The sequence below is a fragment of the Rubrivivax gelatinosus genome (assembly GCF_016583785.1).
Taxonomy (GTDB): domain Bacteria; phylum Pseudomonadota; class Gammaproteobacteria; order Burkholderiales; family Burkholderiaceae_C; genus Rubrivivax; species Rubrivivax gelatinosus_B.
Window position 1 is genome coordinate 12,709 of the sequence record NZ_NRRU01000046.1, and the last position, 23,021, is coordinate 35,729.

24 protein-coding genes and 1 tRNA gene are annotated in these 23,021 nt (G+C 71.0%); 12 read left to right on the forward strand and 13 right to left on the reverse strand.

Going from position 1 to position 23,021, the window contains the following annotated elements:
* Positions 1 to 4: 4 nt before the first annotated feature.
* The 9 genes from fba to CKO43_RS13395 all read right to left on the reverse strand — a co-directional run bounded on the left by fba (position 5) and on the right by CKO43_RS13395 (position 9,610).
* Positions 5 to 1,030 carry a class II fructose-bisphosphate aldolase gene (fba, locus tag CKO43_RS13355; protein ID WP_200230592.1) on the reverse strand — a complete coding sequence of 342 codons (1,026 nt, stop codon included), beginning with the start codon at positions 1,028 to 1,030 and terminating at the stop codon, positions 5 to 7.
* A 60-nt stretch (positions 1,031 to 1,090) separates the two neighbouring features.
* Positions 1,091 to 1,756: an HAD-IA family hydrolase gene (locus CKO43_RS13360; protein ID WP_200378950.1), complete on the reverse strand. Its 666-nt coding sequence runs from the start codon at positions 1,754 to 1,756 to the stop codon at positions 1,091 to 1,093.
* 23 nt (positions 1,757 to 1,779) lie between these two features.
* Positions 1,780 to 3,783 carry a transketolase gene (gene tkt, locus CKO43_RS13365; protein WP_200378951.1) on the reverse strand — a complete coding sequence of 668 codons (2,004 nt, stop codon included), beginning with the start codon at positions 3,781 to 3,783 and terminating at the stop codon, positions 1,780 to 1,782.
* Positions 3,783 to 4,667 carry a phosphoribulokinase gene (locus tag CKO43_RS13370; protein WP_200230595.1) on the reverse strand — a complete coding sequence of 295 codons (885 nt, stop codon included), beginning with the start codon at positions 4,665 to 4,667 and terminating at the stop codon, positions 3,783 to 3,785. The genes tkt and CKO43_RS13370 overlap by 1 nt, the downstream gene beginning before the upstream one ends.
* Positions 4,668 to 4,680: 13 nt before the next feature.
* Complete coding sequence (locus CKO43_RS13375; protein WP_200230596.1) at positions 4,681 to 5,775, reverse strand: class 1 fructose-bisphosphatase; 1,095 nt, start codon at positions 5,773 to 5,775, stop codon at positions 4,681 to 4,683.
* A gap of 35 nt (positions 5,776 to 5,810) precedes the next feature.
* On the reverse strand, positions 5,811 to 6,761 hold the full coding sequence (gene cbbX / locus CKO43_RS13380) for a CbbX protein (RefSeq protein ID WP_200378952.1): 951 nt from the start codon (positions 6,759 to 6,761) through the stop codon (positions 5,811 to 5,813).
* Complete coding sequence (gene rpe, locus CKO43_RS13385) at positions 6,761 to 7,438, reverse strand: ribulose-phosphate 3-epimerase (protein ID WP_200378953.1); 678 nt, start codon at positions 7,436 to 7,438, stop codon at positions 6,761 to 6,763. Before rpe ends, cbbX begins: the two co-directional genes overlap by 1 nt.
* A gap of 230 nt (positions 7,439 to 7,668) precedes the next feature.
* Entirely contained in the window at positions 7,669 to 8,103 is a 435-nt protein-coding gene (locus CKO43_RS13390) for a ribulose bisphosphate carboxylase small subunit (RefSeq protein ID WP_200230600.1), read from the reverse strand.
* A gap of 25 nt (positions 8,104 to 8,128) precedes the next feature.
* On the reverse strand, positions 8,129 to 9,610 hold the full coding sequence (locus tag CKO43_RS13395) for a form I ribulose bisphosphate carboxylase large subunit (protein WP_200230602.1): 1,482 nt from the start codon (positions 9,608 to 9,610) through the stop codon (positions 8,129 to 8,131).
* A gap of 95 nt (positions 9,611 to 9,705) precedes the next feature.
* On the opposite strand from CKO43_RS13395, the gene CKO43_RS13400 reads away from it, so the two are divergent.
* Both CKO43_RS13400 and CKO43_RS13405 read left to right on the forward strand, forming a co-directional pair.
* Positions 9,706 to 10,629, forward strand: a complete 924-nt coding sequence (locus CKO43_RS13400) for a LysR substrate-binding domain-containing protein (RefSeq protein ID WP_200230604.1) — start codon at positions 9,706 to 9,708, stop codon at positions 10,627 to 10,629.
* Positions 10,630 to 10,653: 24 nt separating this feature from the next.
* Positions 10,654 to 12,018: a sensor histidine kinase gene (locus CKO43_RS13405; protein ID WP_200378954.1), complete on the forward strand. Its 1,365-nt coding sequence runs from the start codon at positions 10,654 to 10,656 to the stop codon at positions 12,016 to 12,018.
* Here CKO43_RS13405 and CKO43_RS13410 read toward each other — a convergent pair.
* Positions 12,015 to 12,314: a 2Fe-2S iron-sulfur cluster-binding protein gene (locus tag CKO43_RS13410; protein WP_200378955.1), complete on the reverse strand. Its 300-nt coding sequence runs from the start codon at positions 12,312 to 12,314 to the stop codon at positions 12,015 to 12,017. The genes CKO43_RS13405 and CKO43_RS13410 overlap by 4 nt on opposite strands.
* Before the next feature lie 123 nt (positions 12,315 to 12,437).
* On the opposite strand from CKO43_RS13410, the gene CKO43_RS13415 reads away from it, so the two are divergent.
* Positions 12,438 to 13,169 carry a hypothetical protein gene (locus CKO43_RS13415; RefSeq protein WP_200378956.1) on the forward strand — a complete coding sequence of 244 codons (732 nt, stop codon included), beginning with the start codon at positions 12,438 to 12,440 and terminating at the stop codon, positions 13,167 to 13,169.
* 1 nt (position 13,170) lies between these two features.
* Here the strand turns inward: CKO43_RS13415 and CKO43_RS13420 are convergent, their stop codons facing one another.
* The gene (locus CKO43_RS13420) at positions 13,171 to 14,055 is read right to left on the reverse strand and encodes an acyltransferase (RefSeq protein ID WP_200230609.1); all 885 of its coding nucleotides are present in this window, start codon (positions 14,053 to 14,055) and stop codon (positions 13,171 to 13,173) included.
* Between the two features lie 103 nt (positions 14,056 to 14,158).
* Positions 14,159 to 14,719, reverse strand: coding sequence for an isochorismatase family protein (locus tag CKO43_RS13425; protein WP_200378957.1), 561 nt, complete (start codon positions 14,717 to 14,719; stop codon positions 14,159 to 14,161).
* Positions 14,720 to 14,829: 110 nt separating this feature from the next.
* Between CKO43_RS13425 and CKO43_RS13430 the strand changes: the two genes are divergently transcribed.
* The 9 genes from CKO43_RS13430 (at position 14,830) to CKO43_RS13470 (ending at position 22,753) form a co-directional block, all read left to right on the forward strand.
* Positions 14,830 to 15,645, forward strand: a complete 816-nt coding sequence (locus CKO43_RS13430; protein WP_200378958.1) for an SDR family NAD(P)-dependent oxidoreductase — start codon at positions 14,830 to 14,832, stop codon at positions 15,643 to 15,645.
* A 110-nt stretch (positions 15,646 to 15,755) separates the two neighbouring features.
* Positions 15,756 to 15,832: transfer RNA gene (locus CKO43_RS13435), tRNA-Asp, on the forward strand.
* A gap of 168 nt (positions 15,833 to 16,000) precedes the next feature.
* The gene (locus CKO43_RS13440; RefSeq protein ID WP_200378959.1) at positions 16,001 to 18,409 is read left to right on the forward strand and encodes a heavy metal translocating P-type ATPase; all 2,409 of its coding nucleotides are present in this window, start codon (positions 16,001 to 16,003) and stop codon (positions 18,407 to 18,409) included.
* Positions 18,406 to 18,804 (forward strand): Cu(I)-responsive transcriptional regulator, encoded by a 399-nt coding sequence (gene cueR, locus CKO43_RS13445; RefSeq protein WP_200378960.1) that lies wholly within the window; start codon positions 18,406 to 18,408, stop codon positions 18,802 to 18,804. The genes CKO43_RS13440 and cueR overlap by 4 nt, the downstream gene beginning before the upstream one ends.
* 52 nt (positions 18,805 to 18,856) lie before the next feature.
* Positions 18,857 to 19,222, forward strand: coding sequence for a hypothetical protein (locus CKO43_RS13450; protein ID WP_200378961.1), 366 nt, complete (start codon positions 18,857 to 18,859; stop codon positions 19,220 to 19,222).
* Between the two features lie 126 nt (positions 19,223 to 19,348).
* On the forward strand, positions 19,349 to 19,867 hold the full coding sequence (locus tag CKO43_RS13455; protein WP_200378962.1) for a cupredoxin domain-containing protein: 519 nt from the start codon (positions 19,349 to 19,351) through the stop codon (positions 19,865 to 19,867).
* Positions 19,864 to 20,316 (forward strand): DUF411 domain-containing protein, encoded by a 453-nt coding sequence (locus CKO43_RS13460; protein ID WP_200378963.1) that lies wholly within the window; start codon positions 19,864 to 19,866, stop codon positions 20,314 to 20,316. Before CKO43_RS13455 ends, CKO43_RS13460 begins: the two co-directional genes overlap by 4 nt.
* Positions 20,317 to 20,462: 146 nt before the next feature.
* Positions 20,463 to 20,855 carry a phosphonate transporter gene (locus tag CKO43_RS13465; protein WP_200230624.1) on the forward strand — a complete coding sequence of 131 codons (393 nt, stop codon included), beginning with the start codon at positions 20,463 to 20,465 and terminating at the stop codon, positions 20,853 to 20,855.
* The gene (locus CKO43_RS13470; RefSeq protein WP_242481162.1) at positions 20,855 to 22,753 is read left to right on the forward strand and encodes an ATP-binding response regulator; all 1,899 of its coding nucleotides are present in this window, start codon (positions 20,855 to 20,857) and stop codon (positions 22,751 to 22,753) included. The genes CKO43_RS13465 and CKO43_RS13470 overlap by 1 nt, the downstream gene beginning before the upstream one ends.
* On the opposite strand, the gene CKO43_RS13475 is transcribed toward CKO43_RS13470, so the two are convergent.
* Complete coding sequence (locus tag CKO43_RS13475; RefSeq protein WP_200378964.1) at positions 22,754 to 22,981, reverse strand: hypothetical protein; 228 nt, start codon at positions 22,979 to 22,981, stop codon at positions 22,754 to 22,756.
* Positions 22,982 to 23,021 lie beyond the last annotated feature (40 nt).

The window sequence follows — 23,021 nt, forward strand, 5'->3', positions numbered from 1 at the left end:
TCCCTCAGGCCGCGCGGGCTTTCGGCTGCGCGAGCATGCGGGAGGCCTGTCCCGCACAGCCGAAGGCCTCGAAGCGGGCCCGGCAGATGTCACGCGCAGCCGCGGTCGCGGCTTTCAAAAAGGCGCGAGGATCGAATTCTTCGGGCTTTTCCGCCATGACTTTTCGCATGGCGCCGGTCATCGCGAGGCGGATGTCGGTGTCGATGTTGATCTTTCTCACACCGTGGCGGATGCCGCGCACGATCTCCTCGACCGGCACGCCATAGGTCTCGCGGATGCTGCCGCCGTGTTCGCGGATCACCGCCAGCCACTCCTGCGGCACGCTGGAGCTGCCGTGCATCACCAGATGCGTGTTCGGGATGCGGGCGTGGATCGCGGCGATGCGCTCGATCGCCAGGATGTCGCCGGTGGGCTGGCGCGTGAACTTGTAGGCGCCGTGGCTGGTGCCGATGGCGATCGCGAGCGCGTCGACGCCGGTGCGGGCGACGAAGTCGGCGGCCTGCTCCGGGTCGGTCAGCAGCTGCGAGTGGTCGAGCACACCTTCGGCGCCGACACCGTCTTCCTCGCCGGCGGTGCCGGTCTCCAGCGAGCCGAGGCAGCCGAGCTCGCCTTCGACGCTGACGCCGACCGCACGTGCGATCTCGACGACGCGGCGCGTGACCTCGACGTTGTAGTCGTAGCTCGCCGGCGTCTTCTGGTCCTCGCGCAGCGAGCCGTCCATCATCACGCTGGTGAAGCCCGAGCGGATGGCCTGCACGCAGACCGCGGGCGAAGCGCCGTGGTCCTGGTGCAGGCAGATCGGCGTCGCCGGGTACTGCTCGACGGCGGCTTCGACCAGCTTGCGCAGAAAGGGCTCGCCGGCGTATTTGCGCGCGCCGGCGCTGGCCTGCAGGATCACCGGCGCGTCGCAGGCTTGCGCTGCCTGCAGGATCGCCTGGATCTGCTCCATGTTGTTGACGTTGAAGGCGGGCACGCCGTAGTCGTGTTCGGCGGCATGGTCGAGCAGCGGGCGCAGCGCGATGAGGGGCATGGTGACTCCTGCGTCGTAAAGGCAACGGGGGTGCCGGCGCGCAGGTCGCCGGCGGCGGGATCAGTGGATGGACTGCCGGTCCGCGCCACCGGCCAGCGCCTGCGGATCGAGCTCCGCCAGCGTGGCGACGAAGGCGTCGGGGCGGTCGGCGCCGGCGAACTCGCCCGCCGGGTAGCCGTGGCCGACGACCCAGGCGCGCAAGCCCGCGGCGCGTGCGGTGCGCACGTCGGTGACCGAGTCGCCGAGCAGCGCCGCTTCGTCGGCCGGCACGTCGAGCGCGGCCAGCGCGTGGCCGGCCACCGCCGGGTCGGGCTTGCGCACCGCCAGCGAGTCGCCGGCGACGAGCAGGTCGAACAGGTCGGCGATGTCGTGCCGCGCCAGCAGCCGGTGGGCGAAGGCGGCTTCCTTGTTCGTCAGCAGCGCCAGCCGCACGCCGTCGTCGGCCAGGCGCTGCAGCAGCTCGCGCGCACCCGGGAACAGCGTGCTGTGCAGACCGCAGATCTCGCCGTAGACGAGCGAGAAGTGCTGCCAGACGGCCTCGCTGACCGGGCCGCCGAAGGCCTTCTCCAGCAGCGCACGCGCGCCGTCGCCGATCCAGCCGCGCACCGTGGCTTCGTCGACCGGTTCACGGCCCGAGGCGCGCAGCGTGGCGTTGAGCGCCAGCGCGAGTTCAGGGGCGGTGTCGACGAGCGTGCCGTCGAGGTCGATCAGCAGGGCGCGCAGCATGGAGGGCTCCTTCGAGAAGGACGTCAGCCGAGCAGGCCGCGCACGGCCTCGGCCACCCGTTCGGCGGTGATGCCGAAGTGTTGGTACAGCACCGGCGCCGGCGCCGATTCGCCGAAGCTGGCGATGCCGACGACGGCACCGCGGCGGCCGACGTACTTGCGCCAGAAGTCGGGGTGCGCGGCTTCGACCGCCACCGCCGGCAGATCCGGCGGCAGCACGGCGTCGATGTAGGCCGCGTCCTGGCGGTCGAAGACCGAGGTGCTCGGCATCGAGACCACCCGCACCGGCACGCCCTCGGCGGCCAGCGCCGCCTGCGCCTGCAGCGCCAGCTGCAGCTCGCTGCCGGTGCCGATGATCACGGCGCGTGCGCCGGCGGCGTCGGCGAGCACGTAGCCGCCGCAGGCGATCTCGGCCAGGCGGCTGGCGTCCGCCGCCGGCGCCAGGTTCTGGCGCGACAGCGCCAGCGCCGTCGGGCCGTCGTGGCGTTCGATCGCGCTCGCCCAGGCGACCGCGGTCTCGGCGGTGTCGGCCGGGCGCCAGACGTCCAGCCCCGGGATCAGGCGCAGCGACGGCACGTGTTCGACGCTCTGGTGCGTCGGCCCGTCTTCGCCCAGGCCGATCGAGTCGTGGGTGAAGACGTGGATCACGCGCTGCTTCATCAGCGCCGCCATGCGGATCGCGTTGCGGCTGTAGTCGCTGAAAGTCAGGAAGGTGCCGCCGTAGGGGATGAAGCCGCCGTGCAGCGCCATGCCGTTGAGCGCGGCGGCCATGCCGAACTCGCGCACGCCCCAGCTCAGGTGGTTGCCCGGCCGGTCGCGGCCGGCGATGACGCAGCCCTTGAAGTTGGTCAGGTTGGAGCCGGTCAGGTCGGCCGAGCCGCCGAAGATCTCCGGCAGCAGCGGCGCCAGCGCGTCCAGAGCCAGCTGGCTGGCCTTGCGCGTGGCGACGGTGCCGGCCGAAGCGGCGAGTCTGGCGACGGCTTCGGCGGCACGTTCGACGTAACCGGCCGGCAGTTCGCCGGCCATGCGGCGTTCGAACTCGGCGGCCTGCTCCGGGTACGCGGCACGGTAGGCGGCCAGGCGCTGGGTCCAGTCGGCGTGCGCGGCGGCGCCGCGTTCGTGCTGGTCCCAGGCGGCACGCAGCTCGTCGGGGATCTCGAACGGACCCCAGGGCCAGTCGAGTGCCTGGCGCATCGCCGCGACCTCGGCCGTGCCCAGCGGCGCGCCGTGCACATCGTGGCCGCCGGCCTTGTTCGGTGCGCCCTTGCCGATCTTCGTCTTGCAGACGATCAGCGTCGGCTTGCCGTCGGCGGCGTCGCCCTGGGCACGCGCCTGGCTCATCGCGGCGTCGAGCGCGGCGGCGTCGTGGCCGTCGATCGGGCCGATGACGTGCCAGCCGTAGGCGCGGAAGCGCGCGGGCGTGTCGTCGGTGAACCAGCCGTCGACGTGGCCGTCGATCGAGATGCCGTTGTCGTCGTAGAGCGCGACCAGCTTGGACAGGCGCAGCGTGCCGGCGAGCGAGCAGGCTTCGTGGCTGATGCCTTCCATCAGGCAGCCGTCGCCGTGGAAGACCCAGGTGCGGTGGTCGACGAGCGTGTGGCCGGGGCGGTTGAACTCGGCCGCCAGCAGCTTCTCGGCCAGCGCCATGCCGACCGCGTTCGCCAGGCCCTGGCCCAGCGGGCCGGTCGTGGTCTCGACGCCCGGGGTGACGCCGACCTCGGGGTGGCCGGCGGTCTTGCTGTGCAGCTGGCGGAAGTGCTTCAGTTCGTCCAGCGGCAGGTCGTAGCCGCTGAGGTGCAGCAGGCCGTAGATCAGCATCGACGCGTGGCCGTTGCTGAGCACGAACCGGTCGCGGTCGGCCCAGGCGGGAGCGGCCGGGTCGTGGCGCAGATGGCGCGTCCACAGCACCGTGGCCATCTCGGCCATGCCCATCGGCGCGCCGGGGTGGCCGCTCTTGGCGGCCTCGACGGCGTCGACGGCCAGCACGCGCAGCGCGTCGGCCAGGCGGGTGGTGGTGGGTGCTGCCATCACAGAGCCCCCAGCGCGCGCTTGCGCCGTTCCATCATGCGCCAGATGAAGGGCGTGAAGATCAGCTGCATCGCCAGCTCCATCTTGCCGCCCGGCACGACGATGGTGTTGGCGCGCGACATCCACGAGTCGTTGATCATGTTCAGCAGGTAGGGGAAGTCGATGCCCTTCGGGTTCGAGAAGCGGATCACGCACAGGCTCTCGTCGGCGCAGGGGATGTCGCGCGAGATGAAGGGGTTGGAGGTGTCGACCACCGGCACCCGCTGGAAGTTGACGTGCGTGTGCGTGAACTGCGGGACGATGTAGTGCACGTAGTCGGGCATGCGCCGCAGGATGGTGTCGGTCACGGCCTCGGTCGAGTAGCCGCGCACGTTCTTGTCGCGGTAGATCTTCTGGATCCACTCCAGGTTGATGACCGGCACGACGCCGATCAGCAGGTCCGGGTAGCGCGCGATGTCGACCTCGGGCGTCACGACGGCGCCGTGCAGGCCTTCGTAGAACAGCAGGTCGGTGCCGGGCTCGATGTCTTCCCAGTCGGTGAAGGTGCCGGGCTCCTGGCCGTAGGGCGCGGCCTCGACCGGGTCGTGCAGGTACTTGCGCGAGCGGCCGGTGCCGGTCTCGCCGTAGCTGCGGAACAGCTGCTCGAGCTCGCTGAACATGTTGTTCTCGGGCCCGAAGTGGCTGAAGTGCTTGTTGCCGACTTTCTCGGCTTCGGCCAGCTTGGCGCGCATCTCGGTGCGGTCGTAGCGGTGGAAGCTGTCGCCTTCGATGACGGCGGCCTTGACCTTCTCGCGCCGGAAGATGTTGCTGAAGGTGCGCGTCACCGAGGTGGTGCCGGCGCCGGACGAACCGGTGATCGAGATGATGGGGTGGCGTTCGGACATGGCGTTCTCTCTTTTAGTCTCGGAACAGGCTGCGTTCGGCGAACAGCGGATTCACCGGCTCACGTTCGGCGGGCTCGTGGTGGTAGCGCTCGATGCGCTCGACCTCGTTCTTCGAGCCGAACACCAGGCCGATGCGCTGGTGCAGCGAACTCGGCTTGACGCCCAGCACCGGCTGGCGCCCGGTGGACGCGCGGCCGCCGGCCTGCTCCATCACGAACCCGATCGGGTTGGCTTCGTACAGCAGGCGCAGCCGGCCGGGTTTGGCCGGGTCCTTGGTGTCGCGCGGGTACATGAAGACGCCGCCGCGCATCAGGATGCGGTGCGCCTCGGCCACCATGCTGGCGATCCAGCGCATGTTGAAGTCGCGCCCGCGCGGGCCGGTCTTGCCGGCCAGGCATTCGTCGACGTAGCGCTTGACCGGCGGCTCCCAGAAGCGGCTGTTGGAGCTGTTGATCGCGAACTCGTGCGTGTCCGCGGGCACACGCAGGTTCGGGTGCGTCAGCACGAACTCGCCCAGGTTGTGGTTCAGCGTGAAGCCGGCGACGCCGTTGCCGACCGTCAGCACCAGCATCGTTACCGGGCCGTAGATCGCATAGCCGGCAGCCACCTGTTCGGCGCCGGGCTGCAGGAAGTCGTCGACCGTGACCTCGCGGCCGGAGTCGATCAGTTCCTTCGGTGCGCGCAGGATCGAGAACACGCTGCCGACCGAGACGTTGACGTCGATGTTGCTCGAGCCGTCCAGCGGGTCGAAGGTCAGCAGGTACTTGCCGCGCGGATAGTTGGCCGGGATCTGGTGCGGCGCTTCCATCTCTTCCGACGCCATGCCCGCGAGGTGGCCGTTCCACTCGTTCATGCGCATGAAGATCTCGTTGGACAGCACGTCCAGCGGTTTCTGCACCTCGCCCTGCACGTTGACGTCGCCGCCGACGGCCGTGACCTGCGGCGTCAGCGAGTCGCCGAGCGTGCCGAAGGAGACGATGCGGGCGATGGCCTTGCAGGCCAGCGAGATGTCGAGGATCAGCGCGTTGAGGTCGCCGCTGGCGCTCGGGAAGCGGCGACGCTCCTCGATCAGGTAGCGCGTCAGCGTCCAGCGTTGGGACAAGGGCATGGTGGGCTTTCCGACGGGGTTTGAAAGCGGGTGCGTCAGGCCGGGTGGAACAGCCGGCTGGCGCGTATGTCTTCGGGCGCGAGGGTCGTCAGGTCGGCCTCGGTCAAAGCGCGGTCACGTTCGGCGAACAGGCGCGAGGCCTGGCGCAGGCGCATGCGGTCGAGCGCGTTGCGCACGCTGCGTGCGTTGGCGAAGTTGGGCTGGGCCAGGCGCAGCTCCAGGTATTCGGCGAAGGCCTCGCGTGTGCCGGCACCGAAGCGGTAGTTCATGCCGGCGGTCATGCGGTCGGCGATCTGCAGCAGTTCCTCGCCCGAATAGTCGGGGAAGTCGAGGTGGTGCGCGATGCGCGAGCTCATGCCCGGGTTGGACTTGAAGAAGGTGTCCATCCGGTCCTTGTAGCCGGCGAGGATCACGACCAGGTCGTCGCGCTGGTTCTCCATCACCTGCAGCAGGATCTCGATCGCTTCCTGGCCGTAGTCGCGTTCGTTCTCGGGTCGGTAGAGGTAGTAGGCCTCGTCGATGAAGAGCACGCCGCCCATCGCCTTCTTCAGCACTTCCTTGGTCTTGGGCGCGGTGTGGCCGATGTACTGGCCGACGAGGTCGTCGCGTGTCACCGCGACGAGGTGGCCTTTGCGCACGTAGCCCAGGCGGTGAAGGATCTCGGCCATGCGCATCGCCACCGTCGTCTTGCCGGTGCCGGGGTTGCCGGTGAAGCACATGTGCAGGCTGGGCATCTGCGCCGCCAGGCCCAGGTTCAGGCGCAGCTTGTCGATGACCAGCAGCGCGGCGATGTCGCGGATGCGCTGCTTGACCGGCGCCAGGCCGACGAGGTCGTTCTCGAGCTCGTCCATCACCGCCTCGACCTGGCTTTGCGCCAGCACCTCGCCGACGGTGCGCGGCACCGGCTTGGTCTCTTCGGCGGCGCTCGCCGCGGCGACGGCGGCGGCCGTGGTGGAGCCGGGGATGGTGTAGAGCGGCGCGGCCATCAGACGAGCTCCGCCTGGTTCACGCGGCCGAGTTCGGCGCGCATCGCGGCGATCACCGCGGCGTAGTCGGGCTGGCTGAAGATCGCGCTGCCGGCGACGAAGGTGTCGGCGCCGGCGTCGGCGACACGGCGGATGTTGTCGACCTTGATGCCGCCGTCGACTTCGAGCCGGATGTCGCGTCCCGAGGCGTCGATGATGCGGCGCGCCTGCTCGATCTTCTTCAGCGCGCTCTCGATGAAGCTCTGGCCGCCGAAGCCCGGGTTGACGCTCATGATCAGCACCAGGTCGACCTTGTCGATCACCCAGTCCAGCACGTCCAGCGGCGTGGCCGGGTTGAACACCAGCCCGGCCTGGCAGCCTTCGGCCTTGATCAGTTGCAGCGTGCGGTCGACGTGGGTGCTGGCGTCGGGGTGGAAGCTCACCAGGTCGGCGCCGGCCTTGGCGAAGGCGGTGGCCAGCGCGTCGACCGGCTGCACCATCAGGTGCACGTCGATGGGCGCCTCGGTGTGCTTGCGCAGCGCCTGGCAGACCATGGGGCCGAAGGTCAGGTTCGGCACGTAATGGTTGTCCATCACGTCGAAGTGGATCCAGTCGGCGCCGGCGGCGACGACCGCTCGCACCTCCTCGCCGAGGCGGGCGAAGTCGGCTGACAGGATGGACGGTGCGATGCGGTACATGCGGTGTTCCAGGCTTTGCAGATGAATGCCGGCGCCTGTTCGGCGTCTAGGAAGCGGTCCCGTTCGCGCTCACACCCAGGCCTCGCTCGGCGCTCAAACTGGGCCACCCCAGGCGCACCAGACCGAACCTCGGCCAGCGCTTCAAGCTGCCGCCGCAGCCGGGCTCTGCCCGGCTGCTGGCGGCGCCCCCCTGGGGGGGAGCGGCGAAGCCGCTTCGGGGGGGGGGAAGATCAATACCTTTCGGTTTCGGGCTTGTCGGTCGCGTAGCTGTGGATCGTGTAGCGCATCGTGCGGCCGTTGACTTCCTGGCGTGCGATGCCGAAGCCGGGCTCGACCGCCGGGCGGTTGACGATGAAGCTCATCGCGATCGACTCGATGCCACGCGTCGAGTCGAAGGCCATCAGCCGGATGTACAGGTTCGGGAAGGTCTTGCGGCAGGCGTTCAGCTCCATCAGCACGCCGGCGGCGTCCTGAAGGTCGAACATCGGCATGCCGTACATCTCCCAGTAGGTGTTGCGCGGGTGCGGGTCATCGGTGTACTCGATGCTCCAGGCGTAGCCCTTCTTCAGGCCGTACTCGATCTGCAACGTGATCTCTTCGTCCGTCAGATCGGGCAGGTAGCTGAACTGGCCTTGCGTCAGCCGGCCGGTGGGGTTGGTCATCATGGTGTGGGGCTCCTTCGGGCGGGCTTCAGGCGGAGGTCGACGGCGTGACCGCGTAGTCGGACTGGTCGGTGCTCGCGTAGTTGAACGAGACGTCCTTCCAGGTGTCCAGCGCCTGCTTCAGCGGGGTGCAGAACTGGGCCGCCTTCTGCAGGATCTCGGGGCCCTCGTTCTTGATGTCCTTGCCTTCGTTGCGCGCCTTGACGATCGCTTCGAGTGCCACGCGGTTGGCCACCGCGCCGGCCTGCACACCGGCCGGGTGGCCGATGGTGCCGCCGCCGAACTGCAGGATCACGTCGTCGCCGAACAGGTCGATCAGCTGGTGCATCTGGCCGGCGTGGATGCCGCCCGAGGCCACCGGCATGACCTTGCGCAGGTCGGCCCAGTCCTGGTCGAAGAACAGGCCGCGCGGCAGGTCCTGCTTGGTGTAGCTGTCGCGGCAGATGTTGTAGTAGCCCTGCACCGTCAGCGGGTCGCCTTCGAGCTTGCCGACCGCGGTGCCGGTGTGCAGGTGGTCGCAGCCGGCCAGGCGCAGCCACTTGGCGATGACGCGGAAGCTGACGCCGTGGTTCTTCTGGCGCGTGTAGGTGCCGTGGCCGGCGCGGTGCATGTGCACCAGCATGTCGTTCTTGCGCGCCCAGTTGGCGATGCTCTGGATCGCGGTCCAGCCGATCACCAGGTCGACCATGACGACGATGGAACCCAGTTCCTTCGCGAACTCGGCACGTTCGTACATGTCCTCCATCGTCGCGGCGGTGATGTTCAGGTAGCTGCCCTTGACCTCGCCGGTGGCGGCGCTGGCCTTGTTCACGCCGTCCATCACGTAGAGGAAACGGTCACGCCAGTGCATGAAGGGCTGCGAGTTGATGTTCTCGTCGTCCTTCATGAAGTCCAGCCCGCCCTTCAGGCCTTCGTAGATCACGCGGCCGTAGTTGCGGCCCGACAGGCCCAGCTTGGGTTTGGTCGTCGCACCCAGCAGCGGGCGGCCGAACTTGTCCAGGCGCTCGCGTTCGACGATCAAGCCGGTCGGCGGGCCCTTGAAGGTCTTGACGTAGGCGACCGGGATGTGGATGTCCTCCAGCCGCGCAGCCTTCAGCGGCTTGAAGCTGAAGACGTTGCCGATCAGGCTCGCGGTCATGTTCGCGATCGAGCCTTCTTCGAACAGGATCAGGTCGTAGGCGACCCAGGCGAAGAACTCGCCCGGCCGGCCCGGCGCCGGCTCGACCTTGTAGGCCTTGGCGCGGTAGCTGTCGCAGGCGGTCAGGCGGTCGGTCCAGACCACGGTCCAGGTCGCGGTGCTGGACTCGCCGGCCACGGCGGCGGCGGCTTCGATCGGATCCACGCCTTCCTGCGGCGTGATGCGGAACAGGCAGACGACGTCGGTGGCCTTGGGCACGTAGTCGCCGTCCCAGTAGCCCATCTGGCGGTACTTCAGAACGCCGGCGCTGTAGCGCTGCTTCTTGTCGAGGATCTGGTCCCCGGTGGCGCCGGGTTCGTGAGGCTTGTTCATGCGGTGGTCTCCGAGCGGGTGTGCGATGACTCTACGAAGCCAAACGAATAAAGAACAGTTAGACTTTCCACACACTTGGTTAAGTAAAAACTTAAGTGAACATCACCTTCCGCCAACTGAGGGTTTTTGTCGAGGTCGCGCGCCAGGGCAGCGTGCAAGGTGCGGCCGAGGTGCTGCACCTGACGCCGCCGGCGGTGTCGCTGCAGATCAAGGAAGTCGAGACGCAGGTCGGCCACCGCCTGTTCGACCGCGCCAACCGGCGCATGTCCTTGTCGACCGCGGGCGAGTACTTCCTGGTCTACGCGCGCCGGCTGCTGGGCACGCTGAAGGAGGCCGAGGACGCGATGGCACGGTTCGCGCGGCTGGAAAGCGGCCGGCTGACGATCGGCATGGTCAGCAGCGCCAAGTACTTCCTGCCGCAGCTGCTGGCCAAGTTCCACACCGAACATCCGTCGATCGACGTACGCCTGCGCCTGGGCAACCGCGAGGCACTGGTGGCGCTGATGGCGGCCAACGAGGTCGACCTGTGCGTGATGGGCCGCCCGCCGGTGGACTTCGCCAGCCGCGCCGAGCCCTTCGCCAAACACCCGCACGTGCTCGTCACCGCGCCCGAGCACCGCTTCGCACACGCCGAGAGCGTGCCCGCCGCGGCCCTGGCCAACGAGCCCTTCATCGTGCGCGAGCCGGCTTCGGGCACCCGCACCGCGCTGCAGGAGTACCTGGACCTGCACCGCCTCAAACCCACCTTCATCATGGAGATGCCCAGCAACGAGGCGATCAAGCAGGCGGTGATGGCCGGCATGGGCGTGAGCCTGCTGTCGCTGCACACGGTGGGGCTGGAATGGAACAGCGGGCTGATCGCGGTGCCGCCGGTCGAAGGCCTGCCGCTGATGCGGCGCTGGAACATCGTCAACACCGCGGCCAAGCAGCTGTCGCCGGCCGCCGAAGCCTTCCGCTACTTCATACTCGACCGCGGCGAGGCGCACCTGGCGGCAATGTTCAACCGCGACGGCCCCTGAAACCCCGCGCCGCGCCGCCCGCAGATGCCGACGTCTCCACCGCGCCCGCGCCCCGAGCTGCCCGCCGAGACCGCCCGCCCCGAGGGGCTGGACGAGTCGGCCTGGGTCGACGTGATCCACAAGATGGACGAGGTCTACTCGCAGCTGATCGCCGACGAGGTGGCGCTGGAGGAGAAGAACGCGGCGCTGGAGCAGAGCCAGCAGTTCATCTTCGGCCTGCTGGCGTCGATGAGCGACGTGCTCGTGGCCTGCAACCGGGCCGGCGAGATCGAGGAGACGAACCCGGCGCTGTGTGCACTCGTCGGCCGCAGCGACGACGCGCTGCGCGGCACGCCGGTGGCGGCGCTGCTGGCCGACGGCGACGAAACGCGGCGCATGCAGGCGCTGGTCGCCCAGGCACGCCAGGCGCCGGCCAGCGCCGAGCTGCAGCTCGTCGACGTCCAGGGCCAGCGCGTGCCGGTGGACTTCAACTGCTCCGAGCGCCAGGACGCCGCCGGACGCCTGGCCGGCCACGTCTTCGTCGGCCGGCCGATGGGCGAGCTGAAACGCGCCTATCACGAGCTGCGCCAGACGCACGAGGCGCTCAAGCAGACTCAGCAGCAGCTGCTGCACTCGGAGAAGATGGCCTCGCTCGGACGGCTCGTGGCCGGTGTCGCGCACGAGTTGAACAACCCGATCAGCTTCGTGCTCGGCAACATGGCGGCGCTGCGCCGCTACGGTGAACGCCTGCAGCAGTACCTGGATGCCGTGCACGCAGCGCCGCAGCCGCCGGCGCTGCAGGCGGCGCGCGAGCGCCTGCGCATCGACGCGCTGCTGGCCGACCTGCCTTCGCTGGTCGACGGCATGGCCGAAGGCGCGCAGCGCACCGCCGACATCGTCGCCGGCTTGCGGCGCTTCTCGGTCGTCGACCGCGAGGACCACACCCGGCTCGCGCTGGACAGCGTCGTCGAACGCGCGATCCACTGGGTGCGCAAAGGCACGGCACCCGACTTCGACGTCGTCTTCACGCCGCCGCCGGCCGACGCCGTCGTGCTCGGCAGCCCGGGCCAGCTGCTGCAGGTGACGATGAACCTGATCCAGAACGCCGCCGATGCCTGCGCCGGGCTGCCGGGCCGCCAGCTGCGCATCGCCGTCGAGCCGGCCGACGGCGGCCGGGCCTGGGCCATCGTCTTCGCCGACGACGGCCCCGGCATCGCGCCCGAACACCTGTCGCGCATCTTCGACCCCTTCTTCACGACCAAGGCCGTCGGCAAGGGCACCGGGCTCGGGCTGTCGATCAGCTACGGCATCGTCGAGCGCCATGGTGGCCGGCTCGCCGTCAGCAGCACGCCCGGCGCCGGCGCGGTCTTCGTCGTCACGCTGCCGCGGCCGCCCGCGGGCACGGCCTAGCCGGAACCGTCGCGCCGCGCGCGCGGCTGGTCCAGGCGCAGGTCCGACAAGGGCTCGGCGACGCAGGGCAGGATCCAGCCCTCGGCCTTCTCGTCGGCGTCCAGCCCCGGCCAGGCGATGGTGTGGCGCACGCGCCCGTCCAGCAGGCGACAGCGGCACTCGCGGCAGCTGCCGTTGCGGCACGAACTGGGGAGCCGCAGGCCCGCCGCCAGCGCCGCCTGCAGCAGCGTGTGCCCGGCAGGAACGGCGAATGCCCAGCCGGCCGGTTCGATCGTGACGCGGTGTTCACCCTGCATGGGCCGATGCTAGCGGCCGGGTCGAAGGCCGGCGAGTTGCCGGCGGCAGCGAATTCCACGCCGCCAACGCGGCCAACCAACCCCTAAGTTGGCAGGCACACACTTAGCGCAGCAGCATCGGCCATGCGGGATTTCGACGCCTCGACGCTCTGGCGGATCAGCGCCTTCCTACGCCAGCGCGACGGGCGCGGCGAACTGCCGTTCGAGCGCGGCGAAGGCCCGTCGCTGCTGTCGACCACGCTGCTCGCCGACCTGGACCGCCTGCTCGACGACCCGGCTTCCGGTGACCCGCTCGAAGTCGTCGCCGCCTGCCTGCGCCACCGCGAAGCGGCCTTGGTGTGCCTGCAATGCGCGCCCTGGGTCTGGCCGCTGACGATCTTTCCGCAGCAGCAGCTCTACCACGCCCCGCGCGACCTGGTCGACCTGGAACCGGCGCCGGTGCTGACCGGCATGCAGGTGCTGGGGGTCGAACGCCCGGGCGTGCGGCCGCCGGGCCACTGGCGCCAGGAGCCGGCCGACGCCGGGCGCTACCGGCCGCTGGCGCCGCTGCTCTGGCGCCTGGCGATGGAAGGCCCGCGCTCGCGCCTGCTGGCCGAGATCGGCGGCCGCGCCGCCTACCGGCTGGCGCCGGGGCCGCTGGAGCAGCGCCCCGGGGCCAGCGGCGCGCTGCGGCCGGCGATGCAAAAGCTCAAGCAGGACGCCGCAGCGCTGCGCGACATCGCACGCTGGCCCGGCATGAGCCTGGAACGCGCCAGCCGCATGCTCAACGGGCTGTATCTGTGCGGCGGGCTGATGGTGACACGCAGCCACCCGGCGGCCCGGGACGAACCGACGCCGCGGCCGCGGCTGATCTGATTCAGCCGGCGCGCACCGGCGGCGCCTGGGCCAGCAGTTCGTCGATCAGCGCGTCCTTCTCCTGCCATTGCTGCTCGACCCAGGCCGTCAGGCGCCGGCGGTAGCCGCGGTCGAGCATGTGGTCGGCCATTTCGACCAGTTCACGCGGGATCTCGATGACACGCACCCGCACCGACACCGGGCCGAGGCGGCCGCTGAGCAGGTCCCAGAAGGTGGGCGCGCCGTCGCGGTAGACGATGGTGACGTCCAGCAGCGCCTGGAACTGCTCGCCCATCGTCGCCAGCGCCACGCCCAGGCTGCCGATCTTGGGCTTGAGCAGGTGGCGGTAGGGGCTGCCCTGCTCGGCCTGCTTGGCCGGCGTGAAGCGCGTGCCTTCGAAAAAACTGATGACCGAGGTCGGGATGAGCTTGAACTTCTCGCAGGCCTCGCGTGCCGACTTCAGGTCCGACTCGCGCGAGTTGCGGCCCTTGCCGCGCTTCAGGAACGGGAAGTCCAGCGCCCACCAGGCCAGGCCGATCACCGGCACCCAGATCAGCTGCGCCTTCAGGAAGAACTTCAGGAACGGCACGCGGCCGTGGAACACACGCTGCAGCACCAGGATGTCGACCCAGCTCTGGTGGTTGCAGGAGATCAGGTACCAGCCGCGACGGTCCAGGCCGTCGACACCCTGCACGTCCCAGGCGGAGCGCGACGAGGCCGCGATCCAGGCGTTGTTGTTGCCGACCCAGCCGCTGGCCAGGGCATTGAGCAGGTGGTCGCAAGCCCGGCGCACCGGCCCGGACGGGAAGATGCGCTTGAGCAGCGTCGGCGGCATCATCAACGAGAAGACGCCGACGGTGTTCAGGCCGACGGCCAAGGCATTGAATACGCCGCGCAAGATGGACATCGGTGGGAACGCCTGCTGCAAGAGTTTGAAAGACCCCTGATTGTCAGGGCACGGGCCGGGCGCGGCCTGACAGGTCGCAAGCGGCAGCCCGCGGCGCCGGCGTTCAGCCGATGTCCGGGCGGCTCTTCAGCCCCGGCAGCACGCGGCGGAACGCGGGGTGCTCGTGATGCTCCAGCCACTCGAACGCGACCATCTCGACCGAGACGATGTGCGCCCCGGCCCGCGCCAGCCGCGCCATCGCCAGCGCCTTGTCGGCCGCGGCACGCGAGCCGCAGGCGGGCTCGACGACCCAGGCATCGAAACCGGCGCGCATGAGGCCCAGCGTGGTCTGCAGCAGGCAGACGTGGGCCTCGCAGCCGGCGACGACGACCTGGCGCGGGCGCCGCGGCAGGGCCTGCAGAGCGTCGACCAGGCCGTCGCGGCAGGCGTCGAAATGCGACTTCGCCAGCGTCGTCGCGCAGCGGCTGCGCAACTGCTCGTCGTTCGGGCCCAGCCGCGCCGGGTTCTGTTCGGTGCCGATGACCGGCACCTCGAGCGCGAGCGCGATGTCGGCCAGGCGCAGCGCCCAGGCCAGCACCTCGGCGTGGCCGTGGATCGCCGGCATCAGCCGGCCCTGGTAGTCGACCAGCACCAGCGCCGCGGCCTCGCGATCCATCGTCAGCATCGGGTGTCTCCTGTGTTTGCGGGGCGGCACGGCCCCGCGCCCCGGTTGCCGGCGATCATAAGGAGACGGCGCGCAGCTCCGCGCGGCCGAGCCGACGTCGAAAGGCCCCGATGCGCGACCCCGCCCCGAACCCGAGCCCGGCCGAGACGGCCCTGGTCACCGGCGCCTCCGCCGGCATCGGCGAGGCGTTGGCGCGCCGGCTGGCGCACGAGGGTTTTGCGCTCGTGCTCGTCGCGCGCCGCCAGGCGCGGCTGGACGAACTGGCAGCGGCGCTGAAGGCCGAGTACGGCGTGCGCGTCGACGCCGTCGCCTGCGACCTGGCGCAAGCCGGCGCGGCCGCCGAACTGGCGGCGACGCTGGCGCGCAAACGCCGCCGCATCGACCTGCTGGTCAACAACGCCGGCGTGCTGGAACAGAACCCCTTCGTCGAGACCCCGGTTTCGCGCCAGCGCGAGCTGGTGGACCTGAACGTCGGCGCCGTCGTCGAGATGCTCGCCGCCTTCGTGCCGGCGATGCTGGACCGCGGCCACGGCCGGGTGCTGAACGTCGCGTCCATCGCCGCGTTCCAGCCGCTGCCGGGTCTGGCGACCTATGCCGCGACCAAGGCCTTCGTGCTCTCGCTGACCGAGGCGCTGGCCGAGGAGCTGCGCGGCAGCGGCGTCAGCGCGACCGCGCTGTGCCCCGGCATCACGGCGACCTCGATGCTGGAGACCGCCGCGGCGCGCAACCCGCGCCTGTCGCGCCTGCCGCCGGCGCTGGTCGGCGACGCCGACGCGGTCGCCGCCGAGGGCGTGCGCGCCTGCCTGGCCGGCGAGGTGGTCTGCGTGCCGGGCTGGATCAACCGGGCGACGACGCTGGCTGCCGGGGCGACACCGCGAGGCCTGCTGCGCCGCATCGCGGGGCTGGTCGGCCGGGCGACGCTCTGAGCGTCGCAGTGCATTTTGTCGGCCATGCAAAATTTCTGTTGCATTGCACTGAACCGGTGCTATAGTAGTGGGCTCGGTCAGCAAGCAAACGCAAGTTCTTACTGACCACTGGAGTGGTAGTTCAGTTGGTTAGAATACCGGCCTGTCACGCCGGGGGTCGCGGGTTCGAGCCCCGTCCACTCCGCCAACGATTCAAAGGGTCAGTTCGCAAGAACTGACCCTTTTTGTCTTGTGCGCTCGCCGCGCACGGCCGACCCTGCCGAGCGCAGGGCGACCACCGCGCCGCTCGCTTGACCTTGCCACGATGGGAAGGTCGACCCTGCATCCGGTCGACAATGCAGGCACCAGCCCCGCGATGAACACCGCCACCCCCACCCGCGACACCCAGGCGCTCAGCCTGCAGGTCACCGGCATGAGCTGCGCATCCTGCGTCGCGCGTGTCGAACGCACGCTGAAGAAGCTGCCCGGTGTGCACGACGCCAGCGTCAACCTCGCGACCGAACGTGCCGCGGTCACCGCCGATCGTGGCGTCGCGGCCGCGGTGCTCGCCGACGCGGTGCGCCGCGCCGGCTTCGGCGTCGCCGTCACCGACACGACGCTGCAGGTCGCCGGCATGAGCTGCGCGTCGTGCAGCGGCCGCGTCGAACGGGCGCTCGCCAAGCTGCCGGGCGTGCTCTCGGCCAGCGTCAACCTCGCGACCGAGAAGGCGACGGTGCAGGCTTTGTCGACCGTCTCGACGCAGGCGCTGGTCGCCGCGATCGAGAAGGCCGGTTACGGCGCGCGCCCGGACAGCGCCCCCGCACCGGCCGCCGCCGCCTGGCCCGACTGGGCGCCGGTGGCCGCCAGCAGCGTGCTGACGCTGCCGCTGGTGGCGCCGATGCTGGCGGCACTTGCCGGGCGCGACCTGATGCTGCCCGGGCTCTGGCAGCTGGTGCTGGCCAGCCTCGTGCAGTTCGTCTTCGGCGCCCGCTTCTACCGCGCCGGCTGGAAGGCGCTGCGTGCCGGCAGCGGCAACATGGACCTGCTGGTGGCACTCGGCACCTCGGCCGCCTGGGGCCTGTCGAGCTGGCTGCTGCTGCGCCATGGCAGCGCGCATGGCATGCCGCATCTGTATTACGAGGCCTCGGCCGCGGTGATCACGCTGGTGCTGCTGGGCAAGTGGCTGGAGGCGCGCGCCAAACGCCAGACGAGCGCGGCGATCCGCGCGCTGCAGGCGCTGCGCCCGGCGACCGCTCGCGTGCGCCGCGACGGCGTCGACCAGGACGTCCCGGTCGACGCGGTGCGCCTGGGCGACCTGGTCGTCGTGCGCCCGGGCGAACGGGTGCCGGTCGACGGCGAGGTCGTGGCCGGCAACAGCCATCTCGACGAATCGCTGATCACCGGCGAGAGCCTGCCGGTGGCGCGCGGCCCGGGCGAGCGCGCGACCGGCGGCGCGGTCAACGCCGAAGGCCTGCTGCTGGTGAAGACGCTGGCCGTGGGCACCGAGACGACGCTGGCGCGCATCATCCGCCTGGTCGAGTCGGCGCAGGCCGGGAAGGCGCCGATCCAGCGCCTGGTCGACCGCGTCAGCGCGGTCTTCGTGCCGGTGGTGCTGGGCATCGCCGCCCTCACCTTCGCCGGCTGGCTGCTGGCCGGCGCCGGCGTCGAGGCGGCGCTGATCGACGCGGTCGCGGTGCTGGTCATCGCCTGCCCGTGTGCGCTCGGGCTGGCGACGCCGACGGCGATCATGGCCGGCACCGGCGTCGCCGCGCGCCACGGCATCCTGATCCGCGACGCCGAGGCGCTGGAAACGGCGCATGCGCTGCAGATCGTTGCCTTCGACAAGACCGGCACGCTGACCGAAGGCCGGCCGGCGCTGGTGGCCCTCGAACCCGCTCCTGGCGTCGACGCCGCCGAACTGCTGCGTGCCGCGGCCGCGCTGCAGCAGGCGAGCGAACACCCGCTGGCGCGTGCGCTGCTGGCGCGCGCGGCGGCCGATTCGCTTGCGCTGCCACCGGTCGATGGCGCACGCGCGCTGGCCGGCCGCGGTGTCGAGGGGCGCGTCGACGGCGCCGCGCTGGTGCTGGGCAGCACGCGGCTGATGGACGAACTGGGCGTCGCGCCGGGCGCGCTGGCACCGGCCGCCGCCGGCCACCAGGCGGCCGGCCGCAGCGTCTCCTGGCTGGCGCGCCGCCGCGCCGAGGGCGGCGCCGAACTGCTCGGCCTGTTCGCGTTCGGCGACACGATCAAACCCAGCGCCCGCGAAGCCGTCGCCCGGCTGAAGGCCGCGGGCCTGCGCACCGTGATGCTGAGCGGCGACAACCGCGGCAGCGCCGAGGCGGTGGCCGCCGCGCTCGGCATCGACGAGGTGCACGCCGAGGTGCTGCCCGGCGACAAGGCCGCGGTCGTGCAGGCGCTGAAGGCCGGCGGCCGCTGCGTCGCGATGGTCGGCGACGGGCTCAATGACGCGCCGGCGCTGGCCGCGGCCGACGTCGGCATCGCAATGTCCACCGGCACCGACGTCGCGATGGAAACCGCCGGCATCACGCTGATGCGCGGCGACCCGCGGCTGGTGGCCGACGCGATCGAGGTCTCGCGCCGCACCCGCGCCAAGATCCGGCAGGGGCTGTTCTGGGCCTTCGTCTACAACGTGGTCGGCATCCCGCTGGCGGCCTTCGGGCTGCTGAGCCCGGTGGTCGCCGGCGCGGCGATGGCGGCGTCCAGTGTCAGCGTCGTCGCCAACGCGCTGCTGCTGCGCCGCTGGCACCCGAGAGGTCCACGATGAACATCGGCGACGCGGCGCGCGCCTCGGGCGTCAGCGCCAAGATGATCCGCCACTACGAGAGCGTCGGCCTGCTGCCGCCGGCGGCACGCAGCGCCGCGGGCTATCGCCGCTACGACGAACGCGACGTGCACACGCTGCGTTTCGTGCGCCATGCGCGTGACCTCGGCTTCGGCCTCGAGCCGATACGCGAACTGGTCGGCCTGTGGCACGACCGCGAGCGCCCGAGCCGGCAGGTCAAGGCCCTGGCCGAGCAGCATCTGGCCGCGATCGAGACCAAGCTGGCCGAACTGCAGGCGGTCAAGGCGACGCTGGAACGCCTGGTCTGCTGCTGCCACGGCGACGACCGGCCGGAGTGCCCCATCCTCGAGTCGCTGGCCGGCGGCAGCGGCGCCTGAAGCGGCACGGGCACACGGCTTGGCGTCTGACCCGGTGTTAACCTCCGCAGCCGTGAAGCGCCTGAGCGTCTGGATCGTCGTGCTGCTCGCGGCCCTGCTGCCGCTGCGCGGCTTCGCCGCCGTGACGATGCTCGCGACCGAGGTCGTCCACGCGGCCCAGGCCGGACCGGTCACCGTTGCGCACGACGCCTGCTGCAACGAGCACGACGATGCAGGAGCGGCTTCCGCCGATGCCGACAAAGGCTGCGGCATGAAGGCCGGCAGCTGCGCCGCCTTCTGTTCGCTGCTGCCGCTGGCCGGCACGCCGACGACGACCGTCGCCGCGGCCGAAGCTGCCGCCAACGTCTTTCCCCCTCCGGCCACACCAGCCACCGGCTACGTGCCCGGCGGCCTGGAACGCCCACCGCGAACGGCCTGAGCACGGCCCGGGGGGTGTGTCACCCCCTCTCGGCGTGCCGCAGGTTCGCGGCACGCAGCACGGCACCGGCGCGCGCAGCCTCAGCTCGGCACGCGGGCGACGGTGCGGACCCGCACAGGAGTTCACTTGAAACACGCATTCAGCCAGGCGGCGCTGGCCGTCGCCAGCGCCCTGCTCGCGACCACCGCCTGGGCCGACGCCGGCCACGACGGCCACGGCGCGGCACACGGACACGCCGCCAGCCCCGGCGCAGCCCACGGCCACGACGCCGACACCCCGTACGGCCGCCCCGGCAAACCCGGGGCCGCCAGCCGCAGCGTGCGCGTCGTGATGAACGACACGATGCGTTTCGACCCAGCGACGATCGTCGTGCGCCGGGGCGAGACGCTGCGCATCGTCGGCGCCAACGGCGGCCGGCTCGAGCACGAGTTCGTCATCGGCACGCCCGAACTGCTGCGCGAACACGCGGCGGCGATGCGCGCCGACCCGGCGATGGCGCACCAGGACCCGAACACGCTGCGGCTCGCGCCGGGCGCCAGCGGCGAGATCGTCTGGCAGTTCACGCAGCGCGGCACCTTCGAGTTCGCCTGCCTGCTGCCCGGCCATCTGGAGGCCGGCATGGTCGGAAAGGTGATCGTCAAATGAAGCGCCGCCAACTGCTCCTGTCGTGGGCGGCCGCGCTGCCGGCGGCGAGCGCCTTCGCCGCGCCGGCACTGCCGCCGGTCCAGGTCTGGAAGAACCCGAGCTGCGGCTGCTGCGGCGCCTGGGTGAAGCACCTGCAGCAATCGGGCTTCGTGGTCAGCGTCACCGAGGTGGACGACATCGACGCCACGCGCGCGCGTCTGGGCATGCCGGCGGTGTACGGCAGCTGCCACACGGCGCGCGTCGGCGGCTATCTGCTCGAGGGCCACGTGCCGGCGGCCGAGGTCAAGCGGCTGCTGGTGATGAAGCCGGTGGCGATCGGCCTGGCGGTGCCGGGCATGCCGGTCGGCGCGCCCGGCATGGAAGTCGGCGACCAGCACGAGGTCTACGACGTGCTGCTGGTCGAACACAACGGCCGCGCGCGCAGCTTCGCGCGCTATCCGAAGGGCTGAGCCCGGCGCCCTCGTGCGCCGGCGCAGCGTGGCGGGCACGCGACCGTCGCCCGCCACGCCGCCATCGCCTCGACGCGGCATCGGTGGTGTAATCGCCAAAATTCCAACCGCCCCGGCCGCCGCGTGCAGCCGAACCGAAGGTGCGCATGAGCCAGCCGCCTCTGCCCGGCTTCGATGCTGACGGCCTGATCTTCAGGCTGGAACAGCTCGACTCGGCCGCGCTCGACGCACTGGACTTCGGCGTGATCGGTTTCGACGCCGACGGCTTCGTCCGGTGCTACAACCTGCACGAGTCGCGGCACGCCAGCCTGCCGGTCGACAAGGTTGTCGGACACCACCTTTTCACCGACATTGCGCTCTGCATGAACAACTACCTCGTCGCGCAACGTTTCGAGGACGCCGCGGCGGCAGGGCTGGCGCTGGACGCGACGATCGACTACGTGCTCACCTGGCGCATGCGACCGACGCGGGTGCGCCTGCGCCTGCTGTCGCAGCCGGACGCGCGGCTGCGCTACATCGCGCTCCAACGCCCCGGCTGATGCCGATGGAAGGCCCCGGCTCGCACGATCTCTCGCTGCTGGAATTCCTCTATCGCGCGCCGGTCGCGATGCTGCAGACCGACGGCGATGGCCAGGTGCAGCTGATGACGCCGCGCGCCGCCCAGCTGCTGCTGCCGCTGGCGCCGAACTCGGCGCTCGAGAACCTGTTCGACGTGCTCGAGCCGACGCTGCCGACGCTGCGCGCGGAAGTCGCGGCCTTCGACGCCCCGCGCGGCACGGTGCTCGAAGGCCGGCGCGTGACGCTGCGTCTGCCCGGCATGCCGGCACGCGAGCAGGTGCTGGCGCTCGGGCTGCTCAAGCTCGACGACGACCGCCTCGCCGCCTGGCTGGTCGACGTCACCAGCGACGAGCACGAACGCCTGGCGCTGGCCGAACACCTGGCGCTGGCGACCGAGGCCGCCGGCATCGGCACCTTCGAGCTTCGCTACGACGGCAGCGAGCCGCTGCACTTCAACGTCCAGACCTTCCGCCTGTTCGGCCATCCCGACGGCGGCAGCCCGCAGCAGATCGTGCGCGAGGCCGTCGCGTCGGCCGAGATCGCGCGCCTGGCCGCCTGGGTGGCACCGCTGCGCGACGGCCGCGAGGCCGACAGCGTCGAGTTCGAGATCCGGCTGCCCGACGGCCAGCCACGCTGGCTGGCAGCCAAAGGCCGGCTGAGCCAGGGCTGCCCCGCCCCGGGGCGCTCGGTCGTCGGCGTGATCTGGGACATCACCGAGCAGCGGCGCGCGCAGGCCGCGCTCGAGGCGCAGCGGGTGGCCGAACGTGCGAGCCGGGCCAAGAGCGAGTTCCTGTCACGCCTGGGCCACGAGATCCGCACGCCGCTGAACGCGATCGTCGGCTTCGCCCAGATGCTGCAGCGCGGCGCCGTCGTGCCGCTGGCAGCCGAGCACCGCCAGGCCGTCGCCCACATCGCCGACGCCGGGCGGCACCTGGAACGCCTGATCGCCGACCTGACCGATCTGTCGCTGATCGAGACCGGCACCGTGCGCCTGGACAGCGCGGCTGTCGACCTGGGCGCGCTGATCGACGAAGTCCTGCACGAGGCCGACGCACCGGCGGCGGCGCGCCGGGTCACGCTGCGCCGCGCGCTGCCCGAGGGCCGGCTGCAGGTGCTGGCCGACCGCACGCGGCTGCGCCAGGTGCTCGCCAACCTGGTGTCCAACGCGATCAAGTACAACCGGCCCGACGGCGACGTCGTCGTCGAGGTGCGGCGCGACGTCGCGAGTTGGCGCATCGCCGTCGGCGACACCGGGCTGGGCATGTCGCAGGCGCAGCAGAAGTCGCTGTTCGAGCCTTTCAACCGCCTCGGACGCGAGAGCAGCGGCATCCCCGGAACCGGCATCGGCCTGGTGCTCACGCGTGAACTCGTCGAGGCCATGGGCGGCACGCTGGAGGTGCGCAGCGAGCCCGGCCGCGGCAGCGAGTTCGGATTCGCGCTGCCGGCCGCGGCTTCGCAGGCACCGCCGCCGGCGCCGCCGCGTGCGCTGCAGTCGCGCGACGACCTGCGCGGACGTGTGCTCGCGGTGGAAGACAACCCGGTCAACGCGGTGCTGCTGCAGAGTTTCTTCAACTGGCGGCCCGGGGTCGAGCTGTCGATCGCCGGCAGCGCCGCCGAAGCGCTGGAACTGGCGCGTCGCAGCGCCCCCGACCTGCTGCTGCTGGACCTGTTCCTGCCCGACCGGCCGGGCCTCGAACTGCTGCGCGAGATGCGCGAGCGCGACGGGCTGGCGATGCCGTGCATCGTGATCTCGGCCAGCGCGCTGCCCTCGGACATCGAGGCCGCACGCAACGCCGGCGTCGACCTGTACCTGACCAAACCGCTGGACGTGGACCGGCTGCTGCACGCGATCGACACGCTGCTGGGCACGGTCGCCTGATCAGCCGATCGCGTCGATGCGCCGGTGCAGCGCAGCCAGCACCGCCTGCAGCGGTGCACCGGCCGGCGGCTGCGGAAGCACGTCGCCGGTCAGCGTGACCTGCGAGCCGTCGCGGCTGACGCGGGCACGCCAGCGCAGCACGCCCGCTCCCGCGTCCTCGAACTCCCCTTCGTAGCTGAACGCTTCAAGCGTCAATGCATGGGTGTGCGTGCCCTGGAAGCTGGTCATCGTTTTCTCCTCGGCCGCGGGCGGCAAACCGCATGCCGGC